The organism is Tessaracoccus oleiagri (genome assembly GCF_900103275.1).
Classification (GTDB): domain Bacteria; phylum Actinomycetota; class Actinomycetes; order Propionibacteriales; family Propionibacteriaceae; genus Arachnia; species Arachnia oleiagri.
Genome location: NZ_FNGP01000001.1, coordinates 955,884 through 982,835, shown reverse-complemented (window position 1 = coordinate 982,835; position 26,952 = coordinate 955,884). Strand labels below are relative to the sequence as shown.

Below are 26,952 nucleotides of genomic sequence, written 5' to 3'. Positions count from 1 at the left end.
TCCTATGGATGTGGTGCTGCTTCAACGGTAGCAGTCAGCGCCGCCTAGAGGCCCAGATCCCCGAGGCCCACGGCGTAGCGGTACTCGAGCCCGGCGTGTGCGATCCGCTCGGCGGCACCGGTGTCGCGGTCGACGACGACGGCCACCGCCACGACCTCTCCCCCGGCCTCCCTGACGGCGTCCACGGCGGTGAGTGCCGACCCACCGGTGGTGGACGTGTCCTCCACGACGAGCACCCTGCGGCCCCGGACGTCAGTGCCCTCGATCCGGCGCTGCAGCCCGTGGGCCTTCGCCTCCTTGCGCACGACGAATGCGTCGAGGCGCGCGCCCTCGGCGGCCGCGGCGTGCAGCATCGCGGTGGCGACGGGATCGGCGCCGAGGGTGAGACCGCCCACGGCGTCGAAGTCGAGGTCCGCGGTCAGCCCGCGCATGACGCGCCCGACGAGCGGCGAGGCTTCGCCGTCGAGTGTGACGCGGCGCATGTCCACGTAGTAGTCGGCCTCCTTGCCGGAGGCCAGCGTCACCTTGCCGCGGACGATGGCGAGACGTTTGATGTGTTCGACGAGTTCGGCCTTCACTTCGGCTCCTCACTTTCCAGTACTGCGAACCCGACCGCGCGGTCGGGCGTGGGGTAGAGATCCTGCTCGGTCGTGAGCGTCAGCACGGCTTCGTGCGGGTCGAAGTCCTTGCCGGGAACGGGGTCGAGCACCCAGGAGTCCTCGGGGGCGACGGTGAGCTCGGCGGGCGCGACCCGCACCACGTAGGTGTAGCGCTTGATCATCGTCTCGACGACCACCTCGTCACCGCGCTCGAGGTCGAGCAGCCTCCGGAACGGTTCGCCGTGCCCGACGCGGCGGCCGGCGAGGGCCATGTTGCCCACCTCGCCGGGGAGGTTGGTCGTCGGGTACCAGCCCACGCCGCGCGACAGGTCGTCCGGATCGGTCCCGGCGATGATCGGCTGCCGGACACCCAGGGCAGGGATCTCGAGGATCCAAGCCGGTCGTCCCGCCTCGGGCAGCGGCAGTTCGGCCTCCGATTCCGCGGCCGTCGGCGCGCGCCAGGCCTCGTCGAGCCCGGCCAGCGCATCGCGGCGGTCCGCGTCCGCCACGGCGTTCGTGCCCACGTGGAACCAGAGCGCCCAGGCGACGGCGACGAACAGGACGGCCAGCAGCACGAGGCCCAGCACCCCAACCGGGGAGACCCTGCGCGCACGTTTCGCCATGTGGGCCATTGTGGCAGGCGGCGACGTTGGGTCGCCCGGTCGCGCAGCTACCGGGTGGCTCGGTTCCCGTGTCCCAACGACATGGATACCCCCTAGGGTATACTCGCCGGAGACCTTCGAGGAGGAACGCATGGCAGAGATCATCACGATCGAGACCCCCACCCTGGGTGACCGCAGCTACGTCGTCCACGACGGCCGATCCGCCATAGTGATCGACCCGCAACGCGACATCGACCGCGTCGTCGACGTGCTGGAGCGGGCCGGCGTGCAACTCGAGGCGGTGTTCGAGACGCACATCCACAACGACTACATCACGGGCGGCCTCGCCCTCGCACGGAAATTCGGCGCGGACTACTACGTCAACGCCGCGGACGAGGTCTCCTTCGAGCGCTCCCCCATCGCCGACGGGCAGGTCGTCGAGGTCAGCCCAACCATGCACGTGAAGGCGCTGGCCACCCCCGGCCACACGTTCACTCACCTCTCCTACGTGCTCATCGATCCCACGGCCGACGACCACGGCGCCGAGGGGCGAGCCGTCTTCACCGGAGGGTCTCTGCTGTTCGGCGCGACCGGCCGCCCCGACCTGCTCGGCGAGGACCACACCCACGAGCTGGTGCGCCACCAGTACCACTCGGCCCAGCGCCTCGCGGCCGAGCTACCCGAGTCCACCGAGGTCCTGCCGACGCACGGGTTCGGCAGCTTCTGTTCCGCCACCGAGACGGAGGGCGACGAGTCCACCATCGGCCGGGAGAAGCAGGTGAACTCCGCGCTCACCACGGACGAGGAGGAGTGGATCGAGGAGATCCTCGCGGGGCTCGACGTCTACCCCGCCTACTACGCGCACATGGCGCCCGCCAACGCGGCCGGCCCGACGGAGCCGGACCTGTCGGAGCCCACCCGCGCCGACCGAGAGGAGATCCGGGCGCGCCTCGGCCGCGGCGAGTGGGTCGTCGACCTGCGCAACCGCACCGCCTATGCCGCGGGCCACGTGCCGGGATCCTTCAACTTCGGCCTCGACGGCTCAATGGCCACCTACCTCGGCTGGATCATCCCGTGGGGCACGCCGCTGACGCTGCTCGGCGAGTCCCGCGAGCAGGTCGCCGAGGGGCAGCGCGAACTCGTGCGCATCGGGATCGACCGGGTCGCCGCGAGCGCCACGGGCGGGCCAGACGACTGGACGGACAAGCCGGCCACGCTTCAGCAGGCCGACTTCGGCGACCTCCGCGAGGTGCGGCACCACCGCCGCGTCGAGGTCCTCGACGTGCGTCGCGCGTCCGAGTTCGAGGCCCGGCACATCGAGGGTGCCACGAACATCCCCCTCCACGAGCTGCTGGACCGCATGGACGAGGCACCCGGGGGCGAGATCTGGGTGCACTGCGAGAGCGGCTACCGCTCGTCGATCGCGGCCTCCATGCTGTTGGCGGCGCGGAAGAAGGTCGTTGCGATCGACGACGACTTCGACAACGCCGCGAAGCGCGGACTGCCGCTGACGGAGGCGGGGGTCGACGGCGAATGACTTGGTGGTTGGTTCCGCTGGCCATCGTGGTCGGCGTGGTGATGGGCGCGCTCGGCGGCGGCGGCGCCATCGTCACCACTCCCGTGCTCGTCTACCTGGCCGGGCAGGCGCCGGGCGCGGCGATGGTCGGTTCGCTGATCGTCGTCAGCGTCACCGCGATCGCCGGGATCGTCGGGCACTGGCGCGCCGGTCATGTGCGGGCGGTGGAGGGCGTCGAGTTCTCGCTGCTGGGCACCGTGGGCGCCATTGTGGGTTCCCTGCTCTCCATGCGCGTCCCCGAGGACGTGCTGATGATCCTGTTCGGTGCGCTGCTGCTCATGGTGTCCGCGCTGATGGCGAAGCGATTCCTCCGGCCGGGCGCGTCGCGGTCCGCCGACCCGCCGCCGCCCGTCTTCGAGCGTCGCCCCTTCCGTGTGAACCTCCGGCAGCTGCTGCTCGTCGCGCTCACGGCCACCGGGGTGGGGTTCCTCACGGGATTCTTCGGTGTGGGTGGCGGCTTCGCCGTCGTCCCTGCGCTCGTCATGGTGCTGGGCTTCTCCATGCCGCAGGCGGTCGCCACGTCACTGCTGGTCATCCTGCTCAACTCGCTCGTCTCGCTGGGCACCCGCCTGACCGCGGCGCAGGACATCGACTGGCTCCTGATCGGCTCCTTCAGTGTCCTCGCGGCCGGCGGGGCCATCCTCGGCGGCCGGCTCAGCCGCCGGCTGCCGGCGCGCACGCTCGGGTTGGGCTTCGCGGCCCTGCTCGCGGTAGTCGCCGTCGCGATCCTGGCCCAGAACCTCCTCTAGAACCAGAGCTTCGAGCCGAACGGCTTCGGTGACGCCTCCGCGTCGGCGTCGGTGAACGGCTCGGCACCGCCGGGCCAGTCCCGCGCGTCGACGTCGGTCACCCACCGGTACGCGGCCGACAGCGGCGCGGTGGCACGTCGGATCCCGTGGAGGTCGGGCCGCCCCAGCGAACCGACGAAGAGCAGGTTCCCGAACCGTCTGCCCTTGTGCACCGCCGGCTCGGCACCGACAAGGAAGCGCGGCCACCGCTCGGCGACGCCGGCCGCGACCCGCCTGGCCCAGTGGAAGGGGGCGTGGTCCGTGACGTTGACGATCACCACCCCCTCGCCGCGGACGACGCGCCGCACCTCATCGAACGCCTCCGCCGTGATCAGTTCGGAGGGGACGCGCGCCCCGTCGAAGGCGTCGATGATCACGGCGTCGGCCCACCCGTCGGCCATGGCGGCGAGCCCGGTGCGGCCGTCGACGTCGCGGATCTTGATGCCCGAGTGCCTCCCGAGCGGGATCTTCCGTCGGACCTCCTCGGTCAGTTCGGTGTTGGGCTCGCACACGACCTGTGCGGTGCGGGGCCGCCGCCACTCCACCCACCGCGGGACGCTCAGCCCTCCCCCGCCGATGTGCACGATGCGCAGGCGCTGGTCGTCAGGCGCGCGGAGCACGGTGTGGTCGAGGATGAGCGCGATGTGCTGGACGTACTCGAACACCAGGAAGTCCGGGCGCGACGGGTCCACGAACGACTGCTGCGTGAGCCCGAACATCACGCGGAAGGCGCCGGGGATCGAGTCGTCGGGGACCAGGTAGGACATCGACGCCAGCCTAATGCGGCGCAGGGTGCCCGACGGTGGACGGCCGTAGACTGCCGCTCGTGTCCCTGACCCGCCGGATCCTGTCGCTCGCCGTCCCGGCGTTCGCGGCGCTCATCGCCCAGCCGCTGATGACCCTCGCCGACACGTGGATCGTGGGCCGCTTGGGCACCATCCCGCTGGCCGGCCTCGGCATCGGCGCCGTGGTGCTGACGACGATGGTCGGGATCATGATCTTCCTCGCCTACGGCTCCACGGCGACTGTGTCGCGCCAGGTCGGTGCCGGCAACCAGCGGCGCGCGCTCGAGCTGGGCACCCAGGCCATGTGGCTCGCGCTGGCCCTCGGCCTGGCCCTCGTCGTGCTCACGGTGCTCGGTGCGTCGTGGATCGCGGGTGCTCTCGGCGCCGATGACGGGGTGCACGCGCAGGCGGTGGAGTACCTGCGCTGGGCGGTCCCCGGGATGCCCGGGATGCTGGTGATGCTGGCCGCCACCGGCACGTTCCGCGGGCTCTCCGACGCGCGGACCCCGCTGGTGCTGCTGGTGGGCGCCGCGAGCCTCAACTTCGCGCTCAACCTCTTCTTCGTCTATGTGGTCGGCATGGGCATCGGTGGAGCCGGACTCGGCACCGCCGTCGCAGAGACGACGATGGGCGCCGCGGCAGCATTCCTCGTCGCCCGCCAGGGACGACGGCTGGGCGCGCGGCTCCGGCCCGTCCCGGTGGACATGTGGCTCAACCTGCGCGTCGGCCTCCCGTTGATGCTCCGCACCCTCGCGCTGCGGATCGCCATCCTCCTGACCACCTACGTCGCGGCCGCACAAGGCGCGGCGGCGCTCGCGGCGCACCACGTCGTGATGCAGGTGTGGAACTTCCTCGCGAACGCGCTCGACGCGATCGCGATCGCGGGCCAGACCATCATCGGCACGGCCCTCGGCGCCTCGCGTCGCGACGAGGCGCGCGAGTCGACGCGCCTGATGACTCGCTGGTCGATCGGGGTCGGGGCCGTGCTCGGGTTGGTGGTGTTCGTCGTCCGGGGGCCGCTGGCGGGTTTCTTCGCCTCCGACCTCGAGGTGCGCGACCACGCTGCCTGGTTGTTCGTCGTCGTCGCCGTGGCCCTGCCGCTGGCCGGCTACGTCTTTCTGCTCGACGGTGTGCTGATCGGTGCGGGCGACGGGCCCTACCTCGCCAGGGCGGGCGTTGTCGCGCTCCTCATCTACGTGCCGCTGGCGATCGCCGTGCTGTGGCTGCCACGCGGGCAACTGGGCCTCGTGGGACTCTGGCTCGCGTTCGCGTTCGGGTACATGGGCGCACGGGCGCTCACGCTGTGGTGGCGCGCCCGGACGGAGGACTGGATGGTCGAAGGCGCCTGAGCGCGGCGGCCAGCGCCTCGGCGAGCTCGGCGACGGTGCGCGGCTCACGGCCGCGCGTCGCGGTGACGGCACCCCCGGTCTCCGCACCCACCTTGGCCTCCCCCTCGGACCTGACCGCCGGCACGTGGATGAACACCGACGGCACGTCCATCCCGTAGGCGTGGAACGCGACGAAGTTGCAGACGAAGCGGCCGGCCTCGTCGCTCGGCTCCGCCGCCCACCCCGCCTCGCGCATCGCCTCGACCAGCGTGTCGACGTCGAGCGCCGTGGCTCGCTCCGCCGGGGCGCCCGTCTCCACCGGCTCCCCCTGGGGCCGGGCCCCGGCGTTGTCCGGGATGCGTGCGGACATCTCGTTGCGCGCCACCCGCTCGGGAGTGATGGCGTGTCGGCCACCCGCCTCTCCCAGTGCGACGAGCAGGTCCGGCCGGTACTCGGCCACGGCGCGGCGCAGGGAGGCATCGTCGAACACGACGGGCAACTCCGCCCCGACGAGCTCGACCGCCGGGTCCCGCCACGTCGCGAGCAGTTCCCGCAGGGCGCCGGCGGAGGCGTTCTCGGAGTCGTTGCCGAAGGGTTCGAACGCTGTGACGAGGATGCGCATCCCCGCAGGCTACTCCGGGCCCCGATCGTTACTTTCCGTTCATGTTCAGTTAACGTATGGAACTGTGGCCATCGCATCACAGCGGGAGACGAGCACGCCCCCTCCCACGCTAGATCCCTCGCCCGGGCGATCGCTCATCAGCGACCGCAACCTGCACCTCATCTTCGGCGCCCTACTGACGGTGACCGCAGTGGCGTTCTTCCTCTGGTCGCTCGACTACATCGACAACTCGCGCCTGGTCATCATCCTGCTGACCGCCATCGTGCTCGGCATGTTCATGGCGTTCAACATCGGCGGCAACGACGTGGCGAACTCGTTCGGCACGTCGGTGGGCGCCGGCACGCTCACCATGAAACAGGCGCTCCTGATCGCGGCCGTCTTCGAGGTGAGCGGCGCCGTGTTGGCCGGTGGCGAGGTGACGGAGACGGTCCGCAGCGGCATCGTCGACCTGGGCACCGACATCTCCGGCAGGGACTTCGCGTTCATCATGATGGCCGCCCTCTTCGGCGCGGCCCTGTGGCTCCTCGTGGCCACGCGATTCGGACTCCCGGTGTCGACGACCCACTCCATCGTGGGCGCGATCGTGGGCGCCTCCCTCACCCTCGGCTACCTCACGGGCACCGGCAGCCTGGAGATGGTGCAGTGGGATGGCATCCGCGACATCGCGATCTCCTGGGTGGCCTCGCCGCTGCTGGGTGGCGTGCTCGCGTTCCTGCTGTTCGGCATGATCCAGCGGCGCATCCTCCTCTACAACGAGAAGGCCGAGGCCAAGCTGCGCGAGCTGAGCGCGGAGCGGATCGCGCACCGGGACCGCGAGGCGAGTGAGTTCGACCGGCTCACTCAGATCCAGCAGGTGGCGTACACGAGCAAGCTCGTGCGCGACTCCGAACTCGCGAAGAGCCCCGACATCGACCCCACCCTGCTCGAGTCGCGCTACTACAAGGAGCTCAAGAAGCTCGACAAGAAGGTCGACGAGGTCCGCTCGCACCGGGCACTCACCAGCTGGGTCCCGCTGCTCGGGGCGCTGGGCTCGATGGTCATCGCGGCGATGGTCCTGTTCAAGGGCCTGAAGAACCTCGACTTCGAGATCAGCGGGCTCGCGGTGGTGCTGGTGCTCGCGATGGTCGGTGTGATCGCCGGCTTCTCGCTGTTCATCTTCGCGCAGTCGCTGAAGGGCAAGCAGCTGTCGCAGGCGACGTTCGTCCTGTTCAGCTGGATGCAGGTCTTCACCGCGTCGGCGTTCGCGTTCAGCCACGGCTCCAACGACATCGCCAACGCCGTCGGCCCGTTCGCCGCGATCCTCGACGTGCTGCGTACGGGTAGCGTCAGCGAGAAGGCCGCCCTTCCGGCCCCGGTGCTGCTGGCCTTCGGCGTGGCGCTGGTGGCGGGGCTGTGGTTCATCGGCCGGGCGGTGATGCGGACGGTCGGCGAGGGGCTCACGAAGATCCACCCGGCCTCGGGCTTCGCCGCGGAGCTCTCCGCGGCCGGCGTCGTGCTCCTGGCCTCCGTCTTCGGCCTCCCTGTCAGCTCGACCCACATCCTGATCGGCGCGATCCTGGGCGTGGGCCTGGTGAACAAGGCCGCCAACTGGCGCCTCATGCGGCCGATCTTCCTGGCCTGGGTGATCACCCTGCCGGCCGCCGCCGGCATCGGCGCGATGGGACTCATCGCGCTCCGGGCGATCTTCTAGGGGTAGAGGCGGGTGGCGCGCCACCCGTCGGCCGAGCGCGTGAAGCGGGCCCGGTCGTGGACCCTGCTGGGCATGCCCTGCCAGAACTCGAACTCGTCGACCTCGATCACGTAGCCGCCCCAGTGCTCGGGCATCGGCACCTCCGCCTCCCCCACACGCTCGGCCGCCGCCTCGAGCTCGGCCTCGAGCTGTGCCCGCGAGGCGAGCTCCTCGGACTGGCGGGACACCGTCGCCGCGATCTGGCTGGGTCTGGGTCGCGAGTGGAAGTAGCGCTCGGAAGCCGCGCGGTCGAGACGATGGACCTCGCCCACGGCGCGGACCTGCCTCATGGGGCCCGGCCACCAGAACGACGCGCTCGCGACGGGATGGGCCGCGAGTTCCTGCCCCTTCGCCGACAGGTAGTTGGTGAAGAACACGAGCCCCTCGGGCGAGAACTGCTTGAGCAGCACCACGCGGGCGGCCGGGCGGCCGTCGGGGCGCACCGTCGAGACCGTCATCGCCGTCGGCTCCGGGAGGGACGCGGCGATCGCGTCGGTCATCCACTGCTCGAACAGTGCCCACGGGTCGGTGCCAGCCAAGTCGTCGGGGAGCGGCTCGCCCAGGTAGTCGGTGCGGATCTGGTGCAGGTCAGTGGCCAAGGCCTCGCTCCTCGCGCTCGATTCGGTCGACGGCTTCCTTCGCCTCCCGCAGGCCGCCGCCGTACACCTCGCGGAACCTGCGCACCGCGTCGATCTTGCGGTTGGCGTGCACGAGCGCGCGGAGTTCGGCGTCGATGTCACCCGCCGGGTAGAAGAACCGCTGCCGCTCGACCGGACGCCGCCCCCGGGCGGCCTGGATGGCGGGGACGATGCCGAAGAACCACACCGCCGCGATCACGAGCAGCGGCCACAGCCGCATGCCGGTGAAGATGACGACGAAGAACACGATCCAGAAGAATCCCGGCGCCGCGTAGGCCGGCTTCGTGACCCTGGCCTCCACGCTCTGCATCGGTCGGTGTGCGGGCACGTACGGGTGCGGGCCGGCCGCCGGGAACGGGCGAGGCGGGACGGGCTCGTCGAAGGGCTCGTCAGGGAGGTCCAGGAAGATCGACTTCAGGTCGCCGGCGGTGCGCGCCTCGAGCGCCTTCTCCATCCGGTCGTCGAACTCGATCATGTCGATCCGGCCCGCGGCGTGGTGCGCACGGAGGCGGCTGATGGCCTCGTCGCGCTCAGCGTCACCGATGCGGATGTTCGGATCCATGCGGCAAGGATAGCCCGCAGCCTGCTGTCCGACGGATCCGGATGGGCTCGGCACGACGACCTACGATGGAGACAGGCGCCGTCACTCCCATGCGGCGCCCCAGCCCCAGAGGGAGGTGGCGCCATGATCCCCGTCCTGATCGCCGGCCTGGCCGTCGACACGAGGTCCCAGCCGGTCGTGATCCTCAAGCCCCTTGACGACGAGGTCGGCCGGGGGCGCATCCTGCCGATCTGGATCGGCGGCCTGGAGGCGGCCGCCATCGTCGCCGGCCTCAACGAGGTCAGTCCCCCGCGGCCCCTGACGCTCGACCTCATGCGCGACGTGATCCAGTCGCTGGACGCCGAGGTGGAGCGCATCGAGGTGACGCGCCTGGAGGAGGGCACCTTCTTCGCGGAGATCACGCTCGACACCCCGGGCGGCGAGCGCGTGCTGGATGCCCGGCCGTCGGACGCGATCGGGCTGTCGCTGCGCACCGGCACGACGATCTGGGTGGCCGAGGAGGTGCTCGACCGGGCCGGCATCGTCATGGAACAGGATGTCGACGAGGAGGCCGAGGTGGCCGCGTTCAGCGAGTTCCTCGAGCACGTGGACCCGGAAGACTTCCAGGGCTGACTCAGCCGGGGTGACCGAGCGAGTACTCCAGGTCGTCGGGGAGACGGAGGTCGTCCACGTCGCCCTCGGGGTCGACGAACAGCGCGCTCAACCGGCCAGCTTCGACGTGCAGCGACACGACGACGGGTGCGCCACCGACCGAGCCCCTGCCGTGGATCGGGAACGTGAACGACTCGACGGGGATCTCCGGCGCGTCGTCCGGGACCTCGAACTCGACGTAGCCGTGCTCGAAGGGCCCGAGCTGTCGGGCGGCGGCGAACTGCTCGCGCAGCTGGGGGGCGCCCCACTCGTCGGTCCGGGCGAGCATCTCCGCGACCACCTGTCGGACGCGCGGCTCGATCTCCTGCGGGGCGGGGAACTCCGCCTCGTCGTCGGGTGAGGTTCGTCGGGCTCCCTGTACCACCGCCACCGCTCCTGCTGCGAGCGTCAGCCCGGCCAGCAGCAGGCGCGGTTGACCCACGCCCAGACGGCGCAGCTTGTCCACGACGAGGGCGTCGAGCGTGAGGAACGGCTCCCTGAGGCCGAAGGTCACGCCCGTCACGGCCGCCATGGTGGCCGCCCGCGTCCCGGTGCCGAACTCGCCGTCGCCCGCGGCCGTGACGACACCGGCCCCGGTCAGCAGGGAGACGGCGCCCCAGTAGGCGGTGCGACGCCAGCCGTGCAGCCTCCGGTGCTCGACGAGCGTGATCGCGGCCGCAGCGGTGTAGAGCGCGGCCTCCGGCCAGTTGATCCGGCGGGCGTCGTCCATGGTGTCTTCTCCGGGTCGGAAAGCGGTGGTGCCGCCCAGCCTACGGGCCGGGCGGCACCACTGCTGCTGATCACGTCCGCTCAGACGATCGTGACCCCGTCGCGGTCGGTCGTGAGGTCGAACGTCACCGACTGGCCGTCGTGGATGTCGCCGGAGAGGATTCGACGTGCCAGCTGGTCCTCCAGCGTCGTCTGAACCAGCCGTCGCAGCGGCCGGGCGCCGTAGATCGGGTCGAAACCGGTGTCGGCCAGCCAGCGCTTGGCGTCCTCGGTCACGTCGACGGTGATCCGGCGCGGCGCCAGGCGTGCGTTTAGCCGGGCGAGCTGGATGTCGACGATGCGGGACAGCTCGTCGGGGCTCAGCGCCTTGAAGAGCACGATGTCGTCCAGCCGGTTGAGGAACTCCGGCCGGAACGCCTGCCGCACCACCGCCATCACCTCGTTGCGCTTCACCTCGTCGCTGGTGGTGAGGTCGGTCAGGTAGTGCGAGCCGAGGTTCGAGGTGAGGATCAGGATGGTGTTGCGGAAGTCCACCGTCCGTCCCTGGCCGTCGGTGAGGCGACCGTCGTCCAGGACCTGCAACAGGATGTTGAACAGGTCCGGGTGGGCCTTCTCGACCTCGTCGAGCAGCACCACCGAGTACGGCCGGCGACGCACGGCCTCCGTCAGCTGGCCGCCCTCCTCGTAGCCGACGTAGCCGGGAGGTGCGCCGACCAGACGGGCCACCGAGTGCTTCTCGGAGTACTCGCTCATGTCGATGCGCACCAGCGCGGTCTCGTCGTCGAACAGGAAGTCGGCGAGCGACTTGGCGAGCTCCGTCTTGCCGACGCCGGTGGGACCCAGGAAGAGGAACGAGCCGGTCGGACGGTTCGGGTCGGAGATGCCGGCGCGCGAGCGGCGCACCGCGTCGGAGACCGACTGGACGGCCTCGTGCTGCCCGATCAGTCGGGCGCCGATCCGCTCCTCCATGCCGAGCAGCTTCTCCTGCTCGCCCTGCAGCAGCTTGCCGACGGGGATGCCCGTCCAGGCCGCCACCACCTCCGCGATGTCCGCGTCCGAGACCTCCTCGGAGACCATCGACGGGGTCTGGTCGTTGGCCTCGGCCTCCGCGAGCTCCTTCTCCGCGGCGGGGATCTCGCCGTAGAGGATCTGCGACGCCTTGGTCAGGTCACCTTCGCGCTGAGCCTTCTCCGCGGACGAGCGGAGCTGGTCGATCCGCTCCTTGATGTCGCCCACGCGGTTGAGGCCGGACTTCTCCGCCTCCCAGCGGGCCTCCAGGGTGCGGAGCTCCTCCTGCGCGTCGGCGAGTTCTGCCTCGAGCGCGGCGAGCCGTTCCCGGGAGGCCTCGTCCTCCTCCTTCTCCAACGCGAACTTCTGCATGGTCATGCGGTCGACGTCGCGGCGCAGCATGTCGATCTCCTCCGGCGAGGAGTCGATCTCCATGCGCAGGCGGGAGGCCGCCTCGTCGATCAGGTCGATGGCCTTGTCGGGCAGCTGACGCGCGGTGATGTAGCGGTGCGACAGCTGGGCGGCGGCCACGAGGGCACCGTCGGTGATGCGGACCTTGTGGTGGGCCTCGTAGCGCTCACGCAGGCCGCGGAGGATGGCGACCGTGTCCTCCACGCTCGGCTCACCGACGTACACCTGCTGGAACCGGCGTTCGAAGGCGGGATCCTTCTCGATGTGCTCGCGGTACTCGTCGAGGGTCGTCGCGCCGATCATCCGCAGCTCGCCGCGCGCCAGCATCGGCTTCAGCATGTTGCCCGCGTCCATCGCGCCCTCGCCGGTGGCGCCGGCACCGACGACGGTGTGCAACTCGTCGATGAATGTGATGATCTGGCCCTCCGCATCGCGGATCTCGTTCAGGACGGCCTTCAGCCGCTCCTCGAACTCGCCCCGGTACTTCGCGCCCGCCACCATCGAGGAGAGGTCGAGCGACACGAGGCGGCGGTCCTTCAGCGAGTCGGGTACGTCGCCGGCGATGAGCCGCTGGGCGAGGCCCTCGACGACGGCGGTCTTGCCGACGCCGGGCTCGCCGATCAGGACGGGGTTGTTCTTGGTGCGGCGGGCGAGGACCTGCACCACGCGCCGGATCTCCTGGTCGCGGCCGATGACCGGGTCCAGCTTGCCGTCGCGGGCGCGCTCGGTGAGGTCGATCGAGTACTTCGCGAGCGCCGACTCGCCGCCGCCCTCGGCGTCCTCCGACTGCACCCGACGTCCGCCGCGCTGGGCGTTGAACGTGGTGGTGAGCTGCTCGGCGTCGACGCCCTCAGCGTCGAGGACCTTCTTGGCATCGGACTCCACCGTGGCCAGCGCGATGAGGAGGTGCTCCGTCGCGGCGAACTGGTCGCCGAGCTTGCCGGCGATGGTCTCGGCCGTGGCGAGCACGCGCACGAACGGGCCGGACAGCGTCGGCTGGGTGACGGAACTGCCGGTGGCCGCCGGCAGCTTCCGGATGGCGGCAGTCGCGCCGGCGTCGACCTGCGAGGGGTTCGCGCCGCAGGCCTCGAGGAGCGGTGCGACGGTGTTGTCGGGGGTCAGCAGAAGGCCGTGCAGGAGGTGCTGCGGCTCGGCGCTCGGGTTCCCGTTGGTGAGCGCCTGACGGACGGCCGCAGTCACCGCGTCACGGCTCTTGGTTGTCAGCTTGTCAGTGTTCATGGGCTCTCCTGGTCGGATCTACAAGTTGAGTCTACCTCACTCAACTGCGTTTCGAAGAGCGCTGTTCCCGTTGTCCTTCGAACCGCGTGGCCACGCCGGTCGGGTATGAATGGGTGCATGACGAACCTCGCACCGACCATCAACCTGACCAGCGGCCCGCAGATCCCCGCGATCGGCGTGGGCACGTGGCCACTCGACGACCGCGAGGTCGAGCACATGGCCCTCACCGCGTTCGAGATCGGCTACCGGCTGATCGACACCGCGGAGAACTATCGCAACGAGGCGGGCGTCGGCGCTGCGGTGCGCAACTCCGGACTGCCGCGCGAGGAGTTGTTCGTCACCACGAAGTTCAACAAGGAGTGGCATCGCGACCCCCTCGCCGGCATTCAGCAGAACCTCTCCACGCTCGGGCTCGACCAGGCAGACCTCATCCTCATCCACTGGCCCAACCCCGACCAGGATCTCTATGTGCGGGCCTGGGAGGGGCTGATCGAGGCCCGAGACAAGGGCCTCACGCGAGCGATCGGCACCTCGAACTTCAAACCAGCACACCTCCAACGGATCATCGACGAGACCGGTGTGGCCCCCGACGTGAACCAGATCCAGTGCAACCCGTTCACCGAGCGGGCCGAGGAGCGCGCCTTCCACGCCCAGCACGGGATCGTGACCGAGGCCTGGGCCCCGCTCGCGGCCGGCAACGGGCTCGTCGAGCACCCGGAGGTGGCGACGGTGGCGGTCGCGCACGGCGCCACCCCCGCCCAGGTGGTCCTCGCCTGGCACCTCCAGCAGGGCATCGTCCCCATCCCCAAGTCCGCCAACGCGGAGCGGCTGCGGGAGAACTTCGAGGCCTTCGAGGTGCGTCTCACCCCGGAGCAGATCGAGCAGCTGACGCGGCTGACCAGCGACGAGTACCGCCTCTCGGACTCGGACCGGTTCGGCCACTGATCCGCCGGATGACCCCTCCGTTTCAGGATCCGTAGCCGTGCCATCCGGGGATGGTGCCGTCGACGTCCCACAGGTCCAGCCACGAGCCGGCGCCCTCCCAGAGGAAGACCTGGCCCTTGATCAGGCGGTTGTTGCGGTCGGTCGCGCGAAGCGCGTGCAGTTCCTCGGGGGTGAGCCGCAGCCTCGTGGCCTCGAACAGGTCCCGCAACTGGTGCTCCTTGACCGAGAAGGGGATCGGGACGACGCCGCGGTTGATCGCCCACGCCACGCACACCCGCGCCCGCGAGACGCCACGGCTCTCCGCGATCTCGACAACCGCCGGCGAGTCCATGTCGACCAGGTCGTCCGGAGTGCGGTCGCGCTCCGGGCGCGACGGCGAGCCGAGCGGCGAGTAGCCCACAACTTGGATGCCGTGGTCGACGAGGTGCTGGAAGAGTTCGCCCTGCTGCAGGGTGGGGTGGTGCTCGATCTCGGTGAGCGACGGCTGGATGCCGCAGTCGGGCAGGATCCGCTGCAGTTTGGGGACGGTGACGTTCGACAGCCCCGCGTGTCGGACGAGCCCCTCGTCGACGAGCTCCTCGAGCGCCGCCCAGGTGCGCATGAAATCGGCGTGGTTGTAGGGACGGGCGTGCGGATCGCGGTCGTCGACGCCTGCCCCGCGGCCGTGGGAGTTCGGGAAGGGCCAGTGGATGAAGCAGGCGTCGAGGTGGTCGAGCCGCAGGTGGGAGAGCGACTTCTCCACCGACGCCCGGACGCGGTCTGGCGCATGGTGGTCGTTCCACACCTTCGACATCACGAACAGCTCCTCGCGCGGCAGCCCCCCGGCGATCGCGGAGGCCAGCACGTCGCCGATGAGGTCCTCATTGCCGTAGACGGCGGCGCAGTCCACGAGCCGGTAACCGATCCCCAAGGCGGTCTCGACCCCCTTCGCCACCTCCGCCGGCGAGTAGCGGTCGGACCCGAAGGTGCCGACCCCGATCGCGGGCATCGTCGTCCCGTCGCGAAGCGTGCGTTCCAGACTGCTCACCATTGACCTCCGAACTGGGAAACTGTTCCTCGACGAAGGGTAGCGCCGGGCGGGCGTCGCCGGCGGAGGACCCCGCGGCAGGAGGCACCATGGAGAGTCGTCACGTGAGCCGCGTGATCCGCGCTCCGTTCAGCGAGGTGTACGACTTCGTCGCCGACCCGATGAACCTGCCGCGCTGGGCCGCCGGGCTCGCCAGGACCGAGGTCACCCGTAGGGGCGACGCGCTCGTCGCCGACTCCCCGATGGGCGAGGTGGTGGTGCGGTTCGTGTCGCGCAACGACTTCGGGGTCGTGGACCACGACGTGACGTTGCCGTCGGGTGAGACCGTCAACAACCCGTTACGCGTCCTCGCGCACCCCGACGGGGCCGAGGTGCTCTTCACCGTGCGTCAGCTCGGGATGACCGACGAGGAGTTCGCGCGGGACTGCCGCCTCGTCGCCAAGGACCTCGACCGTCTGGCGGCCCTCCTCGAGGCCTGAGCGTCTCAGGCCCTCGACACCGCGCCCGCGTACGATCGGTGCACTCCGCACAGGAAGGCGCACGCATGCGAGAAGAGATACCCGAGTCCGAGAAGGGCAGGCGCGGCGAACTCACCGGCGACCGGTTCGTCGCAGGCAAGGACCTCACGACGTGGCGCTCGGCCGCCGGCCGGTGGCTCGCCGCGGTGGCCCAACGCATCGCCCAGTGGATCGGGCCGCACCTCGCGCTCGTCATCGCCCTCGGCATCGGGGCCGGTTTCGCGGCCCTCACGACGTGGCTCGCCTCGGAGGTCTACGAGGCGGTGGTCGACGCGAACGGCGTGGCGCTGTGGGACGAGCCCCTGCTCGAGGCCTCGGTGGCGCTGCGCACGCCCATCACCGAGCAGCTCGTGACGAGCTACACCGACATCGGCGGCGTCGTCGGCATGCCGCTGATCGCGGTGACGACCATGGTGGTGCTGGCCGTGCGCCGGAAGTCGTGGACCCCGGTCATCCTGATGCTCGCTGCCGGCGGGGGGTCGCTGCTGATGACCGTCGCCGGCAAGGAGCTGTTCGGCCGGGCGCGTCCCGAACTCGCGTTCGCCGTGCCCCCGTTCGAGCACTCCCCCTCGTTCCCGTCGGGGCACACGCTCAACGCCGTCGTGGTGGCCGGCATCGTCGCCTACCTCCTGATGCTGCGGCAGGACTCGAAGCGCACGCAGGCGCTCACGGCGGGGCTCGCCGCCGTCTTCGCGATCACGATGGGGATGAGCCGGGTCTACCTCGGACACCACTGGTTCACCGACGTGCTCGTCGCCTGGGTGCTGGGGCTGGCGTGGCTGGCCGTGGTCATCACCGCCCACCGCCTCTACCTGACCACACGCAAGCGCATCGCGGGTCCCGAGGTCACGGGCGAGATCGAACCCTAGAACGCCAGCCCCGCGGGCTCCGGGCCCAGCTCCACGTTCCGCTCGCCGGGGACCTGGAAGCCGTTGGCCTTGTACGCCTCGTAGTCGAAGTTCTCGCACTCCTCGTAGCCGATGAGGTGGTACTCGTAGAAGCCGTCCCAGTCCTCGTAGCCGTCACCGAGCGAGTGCTCGAGGAAGGCGTCGGCCATGGCCTGCCCCAGCCGCGGGGCGGTCCAGAAGCCGCCCATGGCCAGCACGTTGCAGTTCTTGGCCGTGGCTGCGCGCCGGGCGCTGCTGACGTTCTCCGCCACCGCCGCGTGGACGTGGGGGCACTTGCTGGCGGCGACGTGGATACCCATCCCGCTGCCGCAGAACAGGAGCGCCTTCTCGAACTCCCCCTCCGAGATGCGGGAGCCTACGAGGAAGCCGACGCTCAACCACGTCGGCATCACCGTCTCCGACCTCGATCGCTCCATCGAGTTCTACACCGCCCTGGGCTTCGGCGAGCCGCCGGCCGACTGGGTGTTCACGATCGAGGGCGAGTGGCTCAGCCAACTCGTGGACGAGGAGGGGGCGGTGATCCGCGTGGCGTTCCTCCCGATGGGCGACGGGGTGCTCGAGCTGCTGGAGTACCAGACGCCGCAGGGCGAGAAGGCGAACACCCGACCCAACCGCGACGCGGGCGCGATGCACGTCGCGCTCAACGTCGACGACGTGGACGCGCTCTACGAGCGGCTGAAGGACTCCGTCGAGTTCAACTCGCCGCCGCAGACCGTAGCGATGGGCCCCTGGGCGGGCAACAAGGTCGCCTACCTGAAGGACCCGGACGGCACGCCGCTCGAGCTCGTGCAGGACGTCCACAAGTAGTAGCGGGAGCCCACCGGTCGGGCGGCGGTCCCGGCTTCGTCGTCAGCGGCCCGCCAGCTCGGCCACAAACTCCTTCACCAGCTGGTCCGTGCGGAGCTCGTCGCCGCCGACGCCCGGGCTGAAGCCCATCCGCACGACCACCAGTTCGGCAGACGGGACGATGTAGAGACGCTGGCCGTCGTGCCCGAGTGCGCGGACGGTGTCGACCGGGAGCCGCTGGTCGATGGCGGCGCCGTCCGCGTCGCGGTTGACCCACCAGCCGGCCGCGTAGCCCGCCTCCTCGGTGGAATCCACCGGCTCGACGGTGGTCGAGTTCCGCAGCCAGCCCTCGGGCAGCAGCCGCTCCCCGTCCCAGACGCCGTCCTGGAGCACGAACTGGCCGATGGTGGCCCAGTCGCGCGGCGTCGCCCAGAGGTAGGAGCTGCACACCGGCGTCCCCGCACCGTCGACCTCCCACACCGCCGACGCCAGCCCGAGCGGGGCGAAGAGCTTCCGCCGCGGTAGGTCGGCGCCTCCGCCGGCCCGCTCGGCGAGCACGGAGCACAGGAGGTTGGTGCTGCCGCTGGAGTACTGCTGGTGGTTGCCGGGTGTGTGAGCCAGTGGCAGCCCGGCGACGTAGCCCGCCATGTCGTCCTCGAGGTAGAGCATGCGCGTGATGGGCGTGCCGAGGTCGTAGGTCTCGTCCCACTTCAGCCCGCTGGTGCCCCGCATGAGGTCGTCGACGGTGATGTCGCCCCGCTCGTCGGTCCACTCCGGGCGGAGCGCCGCGTCGTCGGGCTCCACCAAGCCCTCGAGGACCAGCGTGCCGGTCAGCAGGTTGGCGACGCTCTTGGACATCGACCAGCCGAGCTGCGGGGTCGTCTCGGTGAACCCGTCGGCGTAGCGCTCGGCCACCACCTCACCCCGGTGGACGACGACCACCGCCCGGGTCCCCAGCGCGTCGCGGGCCGCGTCGTCGAGGTCGTCGCCGAACACCTCGCCGAACACCTCGGCGACTAGCTCGTCGACCGCCGTGGGCGACGTGGCTGCCCCCGGGAGCGGCTCCCCGGCCTCGACCGGCGTGAGCGGGCCGACGTCCGGCGGCCCGTCGCCCAGGGTGCACCCGACACCGTCGACGAACCAGGCCCGCTGCCGCGCGAGCACCCCGAGCACGCTCGCGGAGGCGCCGTCCTCGGAGGTGTCGACGCGCAGGTACGGGACCAGCGGGTTGGGTGGCAGGTCCTCGTCGGCGGGGCGATCGGCCAGGTGGGTGAGCGCGCAGGCGTTGTGGGCGGCGTAGCCCGTGCCGGTCAGGAGCAGCGGCCTCGCGTACCAGTAGCCGGCGACGCCGGCCACCAGCACGAGCATGACGACCACCAGCAGGATCCGGACCACCCAGCGACGCATGGGGGAAACGTAGCCCAATGGAATACCGCACGGGTCCGAATCCGGCGAGCGCTCTTTGGGAAGATGAGATCAGTTACAGCTCGATGGGAGGAATGGTCATGGCAGACGTTGGGCAGAGGTCGGCGCTGGTGACGGGCGCGGGCGGCGGCATCGGCCGCGCCATCGCGCTGAGACTGGCGCACGACGGGCTCGCGGTGACGGTACTGGATCTGGCAGGTGCCCGGGAGAGGCTGGATGCGCTCGTCGACGAGATCAACGCGGAGGGCGGCAGCGCGCTCGCGGTGACCGGCGACGTCTCCGTCGCTGCCGAGGTGGACGCGGCGGTCGAGGCGCACGTGCGGTACCACGGGAAGCTCGACGTGATGGTCGCCAACGCCGGGATCGCGATCACCTCCCCGATCCACGAGACGACCGACGAGGACTTCCAGCGAACCCTGGACGTCAACGTCCGGGGCGTCTTCCACTGCTACCGCGCCGCCGCCCGGCAGATGATCGAGCAGGGGCACGGCGGCCGCATCATCGGCGCCGCGTCCGTGGCCGCGCACCGCGCCGGCAAGTGGCAGGGCGCTTACTCGGCGTCGAAGTTCGCCGTGAGGGGACTCAGCCAGTCCGCCGCCCAGGACCTCGCCGAGCACGGGATCACCGTCAACGTCTACTCCCCCGGCGTCGTCCAGACGCCCATGTGGGACGGCATCGACCGCGACTGGACCGCCCGCACCGGCGCGCCCGTCGGGTCCGCAATGCAGGACATGGTGGCGCAGATCCCGCTCGGCCGGCTGGAGGTCCCCGACGACGTAGCCGGCGTCGTGTCGTTCCTCGCCTCTCCCGACGCCGCCTACGTCACCGGCCAGTCGATCGTCGTCGACGGCGGCATGTGGTTCTCGTGAAGGACTGGGCGCGACGCCACCGCCGGACGCTCGGGGTGCTGGGGGCGGTCCTGGCTGCGGGCATGGCGGTGCTCTGGGCGTTCGTGGTCCCGGAGCGGGCCGACGAGGCCACCGGCCTCCGGGAGCTCGCCATCCGGGCGGGTCACCCCGTCGCCTGGGCACTGTTGGCCGTGTTCGGCGTGCTGGTGGCGGCGGGAGCGTCCGAGCGGGCGCGCTCGCTCGTCGCGTGGGCCGCGCTGGCCGCCTACGTCGCCTTCGTCGCCGCGCTCGTGCTCTAGCCCGTCAGGACGCGTACAGCCGGAGTAGCCGCGCCACCTCCACGACGACCGCCGTGCTGGCGGCGGTGAAGTACTTGCGGGAATCCACGACGCCGGGGTGCTCGTCGAGCCAGGTCCGGATCGTCTCCGTGAACACCTTGTTGACGTGCGTGGACACGTTGATCTTGGTCATGCCGGCCCGTATCGCGGCCTGCATCCCCTCGTCGCTCACGCCCGACGAGCCGTGCAGCACCAGCGGCACGGGCACCGCCTCCCGCAGACGCGCGATCAGCTCGAGGTCGAGGACCGCGTCGCGGGTGCTCATGGCGTGCGAGCTCCCGACAGCCACTGCCAGCAGATCCACTCCGGTGGCCTCGACGAACCGCGCCGCGTCCCCGGGGTCCGTCCGCGCCCCGGGTGCGTGGACGCCGTTCTTGCCGCCCACCTCCCCGAGCTCGGCCTCGATGGAAACGCCCCGGTCGTGGCAGAACGCCGCCAGTTCCGCAGTCATGGCCCGGTTCTCGTCGTCGGGCAGGTGCGAGCCGTCGTACATCACCGACTGCACCCCCAGCTCGACGGCCTGCCGCACGAGGTTGGGCGACTCCGCGTGGTCGAGGTGAACCACCACCGGCGCCGACGAGGCGCGCGCCACCGCCAGCGTGCCCGCCAGGATCGGCTCCAACGCGCCGTGGTACTTCACGGCGTTCTCGCTGATCTGCAACACGACGGGACGTGCGGCCTCCTCCGCCGCGGCGCAGAACATGGTCGCGTGCTCGAGGTGGATGACGTTGAAGGCCCCGAGCCCGACGCGCGACGCGGCCGCGTCGTGCGCCAGTTCCCGCAGGCTCGCGACGGTCATGCGGACTCCTTCCGAGACAGCAGCGCCCGTGCGGCGCCCCGGACACCATGCTGCGTCAGCGCCTCGAACGCGTCAACGAACGCGAGCCGGAACCGCTGCACCTCCCCCACCGCGGAGAGCTGCGGATGGTCGAGCAGCGACAACGGGACGTCGGGACCGTGCCGGACGATCCTCAGCAGCTCGTCGCGCCGGTCGTCCACGACGGTGAGCTCGCGCCCCTGCTCGTCGACGCCGCGGAGCCCGGCGGCCCAGGCGGCCACGACGAGCGCCGCCGCCTCCACCGGCCCGTCCTTGCGGAGGTTGTCGGCCACAGTCGGCAGCACGAACCCGGGGATGCGGTCCGAGGCGTACGCGACGATGCGCTCGACCGTGTCCGCGATCCCGGCGTTGCTGAACCGCGACCGCAGCACACGGCAGTACTCGACGAGGTCCACCGGCACCGGCGGGCACACCGGCTGCGCCTCGTCGCGCCAGAACAGCTCGAGCACCCCGCCGAAGTCGGGGTCGAGGCAGGCCTCGTGCACGTACTCGAGGCCGGCCAGCCGGCCGAGGTGGCCGAGCACCTGGTGGCCGGCGTTCAGCATGCGCAGCTTCATGTGCTCGTACGGCGTCACGTCGGACACCAGTTCGACGCCGGCGTCCTCCCAGCGGGGGCGCCCGGTCGGGAAGTGGTCCTCGATCACCCACTGCCGGAACGGCTCGCAGGTGACGACTGCCTCGTCCTCCACGCCCAGCGCCTCCGCGACGGCGGCCAGGTCTGACGGCTTCGCCGCGGGTGTGATCCCATCGACCATGCTCGACGGGGTGGCCACCTCGCTCGCGATCCACTTGGCGAGCTTCTTGTCCCACGCCTCCGCAAAGCCGACGAGCGCCGCCCTCGCGGCCTTGCCGTTGGCCAGCACGTTGTCGCACGACAGCAGCGTGAAGGGCTCCACGCCGGCCTCGCGGCGCCGGGCCAGCGCCCGGACGAGGTACCCGAAGACCGTCTGCGGCACCCTGTCCTTCCACTCGGCGGCGACAGCGGGGTCGCCGGTCAGGAAGGCGCCTGTGTGGGGGTCGGCGAAGTAGCCGCCCTCGGTGACGGTGAGGGTGACGATCCTCGTCGCCGGGTCGCTCAGCCAGTCGAGCACCTGCTCCCAGTCGCCCGGGCGGTTGACGTCGGCGATGGCGCCGCTGACGCGGTGCGTCACGGTCCCGTCGGTGGCCGTCTCCCGGATCGTGTACAGGCCGTCCTGCGCCGCGAGCGCCTCCAGCCGGGGCGCGTCGCCGGGGCGGACGCCCACCGAGCGCATGCCCCACTCCACGTCGCCCGCGTTGCGCAGCGCGTCGAGGTAGAAGCCCTGGTGGGCGCGGTGGAAGTTGCCCGGCCCGATGTGCACGATCCAGGAGGTTGCGTCGAAGCGCCCGTAGCCGGGCACCGGCACGTCGGCGGGAAGGTTGGACTGGTTGAGGCGTGCCATGCCGGTCACCAGGAGGTGTAGCCGCCGTCGACGACGACGTTGCTGCCGGTCATGAACGTGGAGTGGTCGGAGGCGAGGAACCGGACCAGGTCGGCCACCTCGGACACCTCCGCCGGGCGCCCCATCGGGGTCTCGTCGAACCACAGCTTGGTCCACTCGGGCTGCAGCGCGGCCACCTGCTCGAGGATCGCGGTGTTGGTGTAGCCGGGCGACACCGAATTCACCCGGACGCCCCGGCGGCCCCACTCGCCGGCGAGCGACTTCGTGAGCATGATCACGGCCGCCTTGGACGAGTTGTACGCGCACTGCGGCTGCGGGTGGTTGGACACGATGCCCGACATCGAGGCGATGTTGACGATCACCCCGGAGCCGCGCTCGAGCATGTGCTTGCCGGCCTCCCGGCAGCAGTAGAAGACGCCGTTCAGGTTGATGTCGACGACCTTGGTGAACTGCTCGTCGGTCATCTCCTCCGCGGGCGCGTTGATGTCGATGCCCGCGTTGTTCACCCAGATGTGGATCCCGCCGAACTCGTCGACGACGCTCTCGACGCACTCGCGCACCGAGGCGGAGTCGGTCACGTCGAGGTGGCGGAACGCGCCGCCGAGCCTCTCCGCGGTCTGCTTGCCGAGGTCGTCGTTGAGGTCGGCGATGACGACGGTGGCGCCCGCCTCCCCCAGCGCGACGGCGATGGCCTCGCCGATGCCCTGGGCAGCGCCCGTGACGACGGCGACGCGGCCGCTCAGGTCGATGGCAACGCTCATGGTGTTCTCCTTCAGTGGTGGGTGTGGGGCTCGAGGTGGACCTTCAGCGCGTCGGGGCGCGCCATGGCGGCGAGGGCCTCGTCGAACTGGTCGAGGCCGAAGCGGTGGGTGACGAGTTGCTCCAGCGCCGGGGCGACGGACCCGATCATGTCGGCCGAGGCGGGGTAGGCGTCGGCCAGCGAGAAGGAGCCGACGATGCGCAGCTCGCGGTTGTTGATGTCGAGCGGGCGGATGGTGATCTCGGTGTCGGCGGGCGGGAGGCCCAGCTGCAGGTAGGTGCCGCGGGTCCGGATCCAGCTGAACGCCTCCTGCACCACCGCGGGCACGCCCGTGGCCTCCATCACGTAGTCGAACGGCTGGTGGAGTTCCGCCGCCGACTCGACGACGCGTGCCGCCCCCATGTCGAGGGCCTTGCGCCGCCGCGCCTCGTGGATCTCGACGACGGTGACCTGGTGGCCGAGCTGGTTGGCCAGCGCGAGGCAGGTCAGCCCCATCATGCCGCCGCCGAAGATGACGGTCGACGCGTCGCGCGCCACGTCGGCGTACTGGAAGGCGTGGATGGCGCACGACAGCGGTTCGATGAGGGCGCCGGCCGTCATGGAGAGGGTCTCGGGCAGTCGCACCGCGAGCCGTGCCGGCAGGCAGAGGTACTCCGCGAGGGCGCCCGGCAGCGTGATTCCCACGGCCGCCCACTGCTCGCAGAGGTTGTAGGCGCCGCGTCGGCACCACTCGCACTCGCCGCAGTAGACGTTGGGGTCGGCGGCCACCCGGTCGCCGGGCGCGAACCCGTCGACGCCGTCGCCCACCGCGTCGACCGTGCCGGCGAACTCGTGGCCGAGGATCAGCGGCCGCCCGCGGCCGGGCGGGAAGTGGCCGTGCATGATGCTGAGGTCGGTGCCGCAGATGCCCGCGGCCTCCACCCGGATCCGCAGCTCACCGGGGGCGGGCTCGAGCGTCGGTACCTCCTGGAGCTCGTGCCGCTCCCCCTCGACGAGGACGACCGCCCTCATCGCCGCGCACCGCCGGGGGTGACGAGGACCTTGCCCGACGAGAAGCGCGCGGCCTCGTCGAACGCCGCCGCGGCGTCCTCGAACGGGTGCTGGGCGGTCACGATCTCGTCGGCAGGGATGCGGGCGGCCATGGTGAGCGCCTTCTCCACGTCGACCTCGGTGTAGGCGGCGCACCCCTGGACCCGGAGCTCCCAGTCCTGGATGAGCGGCATCGGCACGACGAAGTCGCGCGGCGGCACGCCGACGATGCAGATCGTCGCGGCCCGCCGCACCAACTGGGTCCACTGCCGGGCCGACGCCTCCATGGCGACGCAGTCGAAGATCACGTCCGCGAGGCCGCCGAGCGCGCCCTGGACCTGTTCGGCGAAGTCCTCGGCAGCGCCGTCGACGGCCGCGTCGGCACCGAGCCGCACGGCGCGGTCGCGCTTGGCCGGGTCGAGGTCGGTGACGACGATCGTGCCCGCCCCCGCCTCCCGCGCGGCCAGCAGCATCAGGATGCCGATGGTCCCGGCACCCATGACCACGACCCGGGCGCCGGTGATGTCCCCGGCGATGCGGGCGGCGTGCACGGGCGTGGCGAGGCACTCCACCAGCACGGCCTGCTCGTCGGCGGCGTCGGCCGGGACCTCGTAGAGGTTGCGCGACGGCGCGGTGAAGAGCTCCGCCATCGCGCCGGGGTACGCGCCGGAGGGGTCGCAGCCCACCCATGCGAGCCGCTGGCAGGCGTTGCTCCGCCCCGCCAGGCAGTTGACGCACTCGCCGCAGGCGACGTTCGGCTTCAGCAGCACGCGCGTGCCCGCGGCCGGCCCGGTGCCGTCGGCGGCCTGCCGCTCGACCACCCCGACGGCCTCGTGGCCCGGGTAGTAGGGCGGCGGCAGGAGCGGGTGGTGCCCCGCCACCGCGTGGGTGTCCGACCCGCAGATCCCGGACGCCAGGGTCCGCACCAGCGCGTGGTGCGGCGGCGGCGTCGGCTCCTCGACGTCGACCACCTCGACGCGGCCGATCTCGGCGGCGAGCACTCTCTTCATGGATTGACCTTCTCTCTACTTTGACGTCACTTGACGGCGCCCAGCGACAGGCCCTGGACGAGCTTGTCCTGCGCCACCCAGCCCGCGATGACCACCGGGATGGACACGACGAGCGCCGCGGCGGACAGCTGGGCGATGAACAGGCCCTCGGAGGTGATGAAGCTCACCAGGTACACCGACGACGTGCCGGCCACCGTCGCGGTGAGGTTGAGGGCGAACATGAACTCGTTCCAGGCGAGGATGAAGCAGATCAGCCCCGTCGCGGCGATGCCGGGCATGGCCAGCGGCAGCACGATCGACGTGAGGATCCGCCACAGCGACGCCCCGTCCACCTCCGCGGCCGACATGATGTCCTTCGGGATCTCCTTCAGGAACGAGTGCATCATCCAGATCGCGATGGGCAGGTTCATGCCGGTGTAGAAGACGACCAGCGCCCAGATGTTGTCGAGCAGCCCGAGCCGCTGGAAGACGACGTAGACGGGGACCAGCGCGGCGATCAGCGGCAGGAACTTCGTCGACAGGATCCACTGGAGGACGCCCCGCGCCTGCCGGATCGGCTTCACACCGGTGGCGTAGGCGGCGGGCACGGCGAGCGCGATCACGAACAGCGTCGAGAAGCCGGCGGCCATCAGCGAGTTGATCAGCGCCGGCCTCGCCCGGCTGCCGAAGACCTTCTCGTACTGGTCGGTGGTCAGGGGTGCGAGGAAGTCCGGGGGCGACACGGCCGCGTCGACCTCCTGGTGGAACGACACGTACACGGTCCAGGCCACGGGCAGGATGAAGAGGATCCCCAGGACCCAGGCGAGCAGCGAGAGGAGCCAGCCCCAGCGGCTGTGCCCGGGCTGCCGGGCCCTGGTGTCCGCGGCCCGCTCGCGGGTGGCGGCGGTGGTGCTCATCGGGCTGCCTCCTTCGGTGCGATGGTGTCGTCGGCCAGCGAGGAGATCAGCTTCAGGCCGAAGCCAGCGATGATGATGCTCGCGATCACGACGAGGACGCCGGCGGCCGAGGCCTCGCCGTAGTCGTAACCGCGGAAGGCCGTGAGGTAAATGGCGTAGGGCAGGTTGGTCGTCGCGGTGCCGGGGCCGCCCTGGGTGATCGTGAACACCTGGTCGTAGGTGTTCAGGAGGTAGATGACGCCGAGCACGATGCAGAGCTCGATGTAGGGCCGCAGCAGCGGCAGCGTCATGTAGCGGAGCTTGGCCCAGTTGCTGGCGCCGTCGACGTCCGCGGCCTCGAGCACCTCGGGGTCCTGGGACTGCAGCCCGGCCAGCAGGATGAGGAACATGAACGGGGTCCACGTCCACACCAGCACCACGATGATCGACAGCATCGGGTAGTCGCTGGTCATGTTGACGAAGGGCAGGCTGATGCCGATGTCGTCGAGCCAGACGCGGATGCTGCGCAGCATGCCGTACTGCGGGTTGTAGATGAGGTGCTTCCAGATGAGCGAGGACGCCATCGGCATGATCAGGAACGGGGTGATCAGCATGGTACGCACGACGCCCCGGCCGAAGAAGCGCCGGTTGAGGAGCAGCGCGAGGACCAGCCCGAGGAGCAGGCACGCAAGCACGGTGGCGACCACCATGACGACGGTGTTGCCCATGGCGGCGATCATGAGGCGGTCGTTGAGGACCGCCTCGTAGTTCCGGAGGGTCCCGAACGCGGTGTCGTTCGGGTACATGATGTTCCAGCTGGTGAAGGAGATGATGATCGTGACGAGGAACGGGATCTGGGTCATCACGACGAGGAAGATCACCGCAGGGAGCAAGGGCCGCCAGCGCTTCGCGTTGCGGCTCTTGGCCACGCGGATCGCGTTCGCCTCGGCGTGTTCGGTCGTGGCGCTCACGAGGGCC

Annotated in this window: 29 protein-coding genes; 11 read left to right on the top strand and 18 right to left on the bottom strand. The window is 70.7% G+C overall.

Translation table 11 applies throughout. The annotated features are described in order from the left end of the window. Positions 1–44: 44 nt before the first annotated feature. Together pyrE and BLR46_RS04460 are read right to left on the bottom strand one after the other, a co-directional pair. Complete coding sequence (gene pyrE, locus BLR46_RS04465) at positions 45–578, bottom strand: orotate phosphoribosyltransferase (RefSeq protein WP_093249237.1); 534 nt, start codon at positions 576–578, stop codon at positions 45–47. Then, the gene (locus tag BLR46_RS04460; RefSeq protein ID WP_176761659.1) at positions 575–1,222 is read right to left on the bottom strand and encodes a sortase; all 648 of its coding nucleotides are present in this window, start codon (positions 1,220–1,222) and stop codon (positions 575–577) included. Before BLR46_RS04460 ends, pyrE begins: the two co-directional genes overlap by 4 nt. 130 nt (positions 1,223–1,352) lie before the next feature. Between BLR46_RS04460 and BLR46_RS04455 the strand changes: the two genes are divergently transcribed. After that, positions 1,353–2,738: an MBL fold metallo-hydrolase gene (locus tag BLR46_RS04455; RefSeq protein ID WP_093249232.1), complete on the top strand. Its 1,386-nt coding sequence runs from the start codon at positions 1,353–1,355 to the stop codon at positions 2,736–2,738. Continuing rightward, positions 2,735–3,526 carry a sulfite exporter TauE/SafE family protein gene (locus BLR46_RS04450; RefSeq protein ID WP_093249229.1) on the top strand — a complete coding sequence of 264 codons (792 nt, stop codon included), beginning with the start codon at positions 2,735–2,737 and terminating at the stop codon, positions 3,524–3,526. The genes BLR46_RS04455 and BLR46_RS04450 overlap by 4 nt, the downstream gene beginning before the upstream one ends. Here the strand turns inward: BLR46_RS04450 and BLR46_RS04445 are convergent. Continuing rightward, positions 3,523–4,332: a spermidine synthase gene (locus BLR46_RS04445; protein WP_093249226.1), complete on the bottom strand. Its 810-nt coding sequence runs from the start codon at positions 4,330–4,332 to the stop codon at positions 3,523–3,525. The two genes, BLR46_RS04450 and BLR46_RS04445, sit on opposite strands and share 4 nt — an antisense overlap. A 59-nt stretch (positions 4,333–4,391) precedes the next feature. On the opposite strand from BLR46_RS04445, the gene BLR46_RS04440 reads away from it, so the two are divergent. Further along, positions 4,392–5,699 (top strand): MATE family efflux transporter, encoded by a 1,308-nt coding sequence (locus BLR46_RS04440; protein ID WP_218118316.1) that lies wholly within the window; start codon positions 4,392–4,394, stop codon positions 5,697–5,699. On the opposite strand, the gene BLR46_RS04435 is transcribed toward BLR46_RS04440, so the two are convergent. Beyond that, positions 5,647–6,300 carry a pyroglutamyl-peptidase I gene (locus tag BLR46_RS04435; protein WP_093249223.1) on the bottom strand — a complete coding sequence of 218 codons (654 nt, stop codon included), beginning with the start codon at positions 6,298–6,300 and terminating at the stop codon, positions 5,647–5,649. The two genes, BLR46_RS04440 and BLR46_RS04435, sit on opposite strands and share 53 nt — an antisense overlap. Before the next feature lie 64 nt (positions 6,301–6,364). Here BLR46_RS04435 and BLR46_RS04430 point away from each other — a divergent pair, with 64 nt between their 5' ends. Next, complete coding sequence (locus BLR46_RS04430; protein WP_245701485.1) at positions 6,365–7,990, top strand: inorganic phosphate transporter; 1,626 nt, start codon at positions 6,365–6,367, stop codon at positions 7,988–7,990. Here the strand turns inward: BLR46_RS04430 and pdxH are convergent. Further along, complete coding sequence (pdxH, locus tag BLR46_RS04425) at positions 7,987–8,628, bottom strand: pyridoxamine 5'-phosphate oxidase (RefSeq protein ID WP_093249218.1); 642 nt, start codon at positions 8,626–8,628, stop codon at positions 7,987–7,989. The genes BLR46_RS04430 and pdxH overlap by 4 nt on opposite strands. Next, positions 8,618–9,229 carry a DUF1707 domain-containing protein gene (locus tag BLR46_RS04420; protein WP_093249215.1) on the bottom strand — a complete coding sequence of 204 codons (612 nt, stop codon included), beginning with the start codon at positions 9,227–9,229 and terminating at the stop codon, positions 8,618–8,620. The genes pdxH and BLR46_RS04420 overlap by 11 nt, the downstream gene beginning before the upstream one ends. A 123-nt stretch (positions 9,230–9,352) precedes the next feature. Here BLR46_RS04420 and BLR46_RS04415 point away from each other — a divergent pair, with 123 nt between their 5' ends. Then, on the top strand, positions 9,353–9,841 hold the full coding sequence (locus BLR46_RS04415; protein WP_093249213.1) for a bifunctional nuclease family protein: 489 nt from the start codon (positions 9,353–9,355) through the stop codon (positions 9,839–9,841). 1 nt (position 9,842) lies between these two features. Here BLR46_RS04415 and BLR46_RS04410 read toward each other — a convergent pair whose 3' ends face one another. After that, positions 9,843–10,589 carry a hypothetical protein gene (locus BLR46_RS04410; RefSeq protein WP_093249210.1) on the bottom strand — a complete coding sequence of 249 codons (747 nt, stop codon included), beginning with the start codon at positions 10,587–10,589 and terminating at the stop codon, positions 9,843–9,845. Between the two features lie 80 nt (positions 10,590–10,669). After that, entirely contained in the window at positions 10,670–13,246 is a 2,577-nt protein-coding gene (gene clpB / locus BLR46_RS04405) for an ATP-dependent chaperone ClpB (protein WP_093249208.1), read from the bottom strand. A gap of 117 nt (positions 13,247–13,363) precedes the next feature. On the opposite strand from clpB, the gene BLR46_RS04400 reads away from it, so the two are divergent. Further along, positions 13,364–14,191 carry an aldo/keto reductase gene (locus BLR46_RS04400; RefSeq protein WP_176761658.1) on the top strand — a complete coding sequence of 276 codons (828 nt, stop codon included), beginning with the start codon at positions 13,364–13,366 and terminating at the stop codon, positions 14,189–14,191. 22 nt (positions 14,192–14,213) lie between these two features. Here BLR46_RS04400 and BLR46_RS04395 read toward each other — a convergent pair whose 3' ends face one another. After that, entirely contained in the window at positions 14,214–15,218 is a 1,005-nt protein-coding gene (locus BLR46_RS04395) for an aldo/keto reductase (RefSeq protein ID WP_218118315.1), read from the bottom strand. A gap of 89 nt (positions 15,219–15,307) precedes the next feature. Here BLR46_RS04395 and BLR46_RS04390 point away from each other — a divergent pair, with 89 nt between their 5' ends. Together BLR46_RS04390 and BLR46_RS04385 are read left to right on the top strand one after the other, a co-directional pair. Next, on the top strand, positions 15,308–15,697 hold the full coding sequence (locus BLR46_RS04390) for an SRPBCC family protein (RefSeq protein WP_093249201.1): 390 nt from the start codon (positions 15,308–15,310) through the stop codon (positions 15,695–15,697). Between the two features lie 65 nt (positions 15,698–15,762). Beyond that, positions 15,763–16,605, top strand: coding sequence for a phosphatase PAP2 family protein (locus BLR46_RS04385; protein ID WP_093249198.1), 843 nt, complete (start codon positions 15,763–15,765; stop codon positions 16,603–16,605). On the opposite strand, the gene BLR46_RS15020 is transcribed toward BLR46_RS04385, so the two are convergent. Beyond that, a complete protein-coding gene (locus BLR46_RS15020) occupies positions 16,602–17,033 on the bottom strand; it encodes an RpiB/LacA/LacB family sugar-phosphate isomerase (protein WP_176761657.1) in 432 nt (143 codons plus the stop codon). The genes BLR46_RS04385 and BLR46_RS15020 overlap by 4 nt on opposite strands. On the opposite strand from BLR46_RS15020, the gene BLR46_RS04375 reads away from it, so the two are divergent. Then, positions 16,990–17,451, top strand: coding sequence for a VOC family protein (locus BLR46_RS04375; protein ID WP_176761656.1), 462 nt, complete (start codon positions 16,990–16,992; stop codon positions 17,449–17,451). The two genes, BLR46_RS15020 and BLR46_RS04375, sit on opposite strands and share 44 nt — an antisense overlap. Before the next feature lie 42 nt (positions 17,452–17,493). On the opposite strand, the gene BLR46_RS04370 is transcribed toward BLR46_RS04375, so the two are convergent. After that, positions 17,494–18,837: a serine hydrolase domain-containing protein gene (locus BLR46_RS04370; RefSeq protein ID WP_093249192.1), complete on the bottom strand. Its 1,344-nt coding sequence runs from the start codon at positions 18,835–18,837 to the stop codon at positions 17,494–17,496. Between the two features lie 98 nt (positions 18,838–18,935). On the opposite strand from BLR46_RS04370, the gene BLR46_RS04365 reads away from it, so the two are divergent. Both BLR46_RS04365 and BLR46_RS04360 read left to right on the top strand, forming a co-directional pair. After that, a complete protein-coding gene (locus BLR46_RS04365) occupies positions 18,936–19,724 on the top strand; it encodes an acetoin reductase (RefSeq protein ID WP_093249189.1) in 789 nt (262 codons plus the stop codon). After that, the gene (locus tag BLR46_RS04360; protein ID WP_093249187.1) at positions 19,712–20,002 is read left to right on the top strand and encodes a hypothetical protein; all 291 of its coding nucleotides are present in this window, start codon (positions 19,712–19,714) and stop codon (positions 20,000–20,002) included. The genes BLR46_RS04365 and BLR46_RS04360 overlap by 13 nt, the downstream gene beginning before the upstream one ends. Before the next feature lie 4 nt (positions 20,003–20,006). Here the strand turns inward: BLR46_RS04360 and BLR46_RS04355 are convergent, their stop codons facing one another. Genes BLR46_RS04355 through BLR46_RS04325 form a run of 7 tightly spaced genes read right to left on the bottom strand, consistent with a single transcriptional unit; the run spans position 20,007 to position 26,945 of the window. After that, complete coding sequence (locus tag BLR46_RS04355; protein ID WP_093249185.1) at positions 20,007–20,840, bottom strand: class II fructose-bisphosphate aldolase; 834 nt, start codon at positions 20,838–20,840, stop codon at positions 20,007–20,009. Next, complete coding sequence (locus tag BLR46_RS04350; RefSeq protein ID WP_143008209.1) at positions 20,837–22,300, bottom strand: mannitol dehydrogenase family protein; 1,464 nt, start codon at positions 22,298–22,300, stop codon at positions 20,837–20,839. The genes BLR46_RS04355 and BLR46_RS04350 overlap by 4 nt, the downstream gene beginning before the upstream one ends. Before the next feature lie 5 nt (positions 22,301–22,305). Continuing rightward, entirely contained in the window at positions 22,306–23,061 is a 756-nt protein-coding gene (locus BLR46_RS04345) for an SDR family NAD(P)-dependent oxidoreductase (RefSeq protein ID WP_093249179.1), read from the bottom strand. Between the two features lie 11 nt (positions 23,062–23,072). Next, complete coding sequence (locus BLR46_RS04340) at positions 23,073–24,071, bottom strand: alcohol dehydrogenase catalytic domain-containing protein (RefSeq protein ID WP_093249177.1); 999 nt, start codon at positions 24,069–24,071, stop codon at positions 23,073–23,075. Beyond that, the gene (locus tag BLR46_RS04335) at positions 24,068–25,099 is read right to left on the bottom strand and encodes a zinc-dependent alcohol dehydrogenase (RefSeq protein WP_093249174.1); all 1,032 of its coding nucleotides are present in this window, start codon (positions 25,097–25,099) and stop codon (positions 24,068–24,070) included. Before BLR46_RS04335 ends, BLR46_RS04340 begins: the two co-directional genes overlap by 4 nt. 26 nt (positions 25,100–25,125) lie before the next feature. Continuing rightward, positions 25,126–25,995 (bottom strand): carbohydrate ABC transporter permease, encoded by an 870-nt coding sequence (locus BLR46_RS04330; RefSeq protein ID WP_093249172.1) that lies wholly within the window; start codon positions 25,993–25,995, stop codon positions 25,126–25,128. Beyond that, on the bottom strand, positions 25,992–26,945 hold the full coding sequence (locus tag BLR46_RS04325) for a carbohydrate ABC transporter permease (RefSeq protein WP_176761655.1): 954 nt from the start codon (positions 26,943–26,945) through the stop codon (positions 25,992–25,994). The genes BLR46_RS04330 and BLR46_RS04325 overlap by 4 nt, the downstream gene beginning before the upstream one ends. Positions 26,946–26,952: the final 7 nt, after the last annotated feature.

Coding starts and splice junctions, on each gene's coding strand:
- BLR46_RS04460 (WP_176761659.1), bottom strand. CDS start 1,222: ATGGCGAAACGTGCGCGCAGGGTCTCCCCGGTTGGGGTGCTGGGCCTC.
- BLR46_RS04455 (WP_093249232.1), top strand. CDS start 1,353: ATGGCAGAGATCATCACGATCGAGACCCCCACCCTGGGTGACCGCAGC.
- BLR46_RS04450 (WP_093249229.1), top strand. CDS start 2,735: ATGACTTGGTGGTTGGTTCCGCTGGCCATCGTGGTCGGCGTGGTGATG.
- BLR46_RS04445 (WP_093249226.1), bottom strand. CDS start 4,332: ATGTCCTACCTGGTCCCCGACGACTCGATCCCCGGCGCCTTCCGCGTG.
- BLR46_RS04435 (WP_093249223.1), bottom strand. CDS start 6,300: ATGCGCATCCTCGTCACAGCGTTCGAACCCTTCGGCAACGACTCCGAG.
- BLR46_RS04420 (WP_093249215.1), bottom strand. CDS start 9,229: ATGGATCCGAACATCCGCATCGGTGACGCTGAGCGCGACGAGGCCATC.
- BLR46_RS04415 (WP_093249213.1), top strand. CDS start 9,353: ATGATCCCCGTCCTGATCGCCGGCCTGGCCGTCGACACGAGGTCCCAG.
- BLR46_RS04410 (WP_093249210.1), bottom strand. CDS start 10,589: ATGGACGACGCCCGCCGGATCAACTGGCCGGAGGCCGCGCTCTACACC.
- clpB (WP_093249208.1), bottom strand. CDS start 13,246: ATGAACACTGACAAGCTGACAACCAAGAGCCGTGACGCGGTGACTGCG.
- BLR46_RS04400 (WP_176761658.1), top strand. CDS start 13,364: ATGACGAACCTCGCACCGACCATCAACCTGACCAGCGGCCCGCAGATC.
- BLR46_RS04390 (WP_093249201.1), top strand. CDS start 15,308: ATGGAGAGTCGTCACGTGAGCCGCGTGATCCGCGCTCCGTTCAGCGAG.
- BLR46_RS04385 (WP_093249198.1), top strand. CDS start 15,763: ATGCGAGAAGAGATACCCGAGTCCGAGAAGGGCAGGCGCGGCGAACTC.
- BLR46_RS04375 (WP_176761656.1), top strand. CDS start 16,990: ATGCGGGAGCCTACGAGGAAGCCGACGCTCAACCACGTCGGCATCACC.
- BLR46_RS15020 (WP_176761657.1), bottom strand. CDS start 17,033: ATGCCGACGTGGTTGAGCGTCGGCTTCCTCGTAGGCTCCCGCATCTCG.
- BLR46_RS04370 (WP_093249192.1), bottom strand. CDS start 18,837: ATGCGTCGCTGGGTGGTCCGGATCCTGCTGGTGGTCGTCATGCTCGTG.
- BLR46_RS04365 (WP_093249189.1), top strand. CDS start 18,936: ATGGCAGACGTTGGGCAGAGGTCGGCGCTGGTGACGGGCGCGGGCGGC.
- BLR46_RS04355 (WP_093249185.1), bottom strand. CDS start 20,840: ATGACCGTCGCGAGCCTGCGGGAACTGGCGCACGACGCGGCCGCGTCG.
- BLR46_RS04350 (WP_143008209.1), bottom strand. CDS start 22,300: ATGGCACGCCTCAACCAGTCCAACCTTCCCGCCGACGTGCCGGTGCCC.
- BLR46_RS04345 (WP_093249179.1), bottom strand. CDS start 23,061: ATGAGCGTTGCCATCGACCTGAGCGGCCGCGTCGCCGTCGTCACGGGC.
- BLR46_RS04340 (WP_093249177.1), bottom strand. CDS start 24,071: ATGAGGGCGGTCGTCCTCGTCGAGGGGGAGCGGCACGAGCTCCAGGAG.
- BLR46_RS04335 (WP_093249174.1), bottom strand. CDS start 25,099: ATGAAGAGAGTGCTCGCCGCCGAGATCGGCCGCGTCGAGGTGGTCGAC.
- BLR46_RS04330 (WP_093249172.1), bottom strand. CDS start 25,995: ATGAGCACCACCGCCGCCACCCGCGAGCGGGCCGCGGACACCAGGGCC.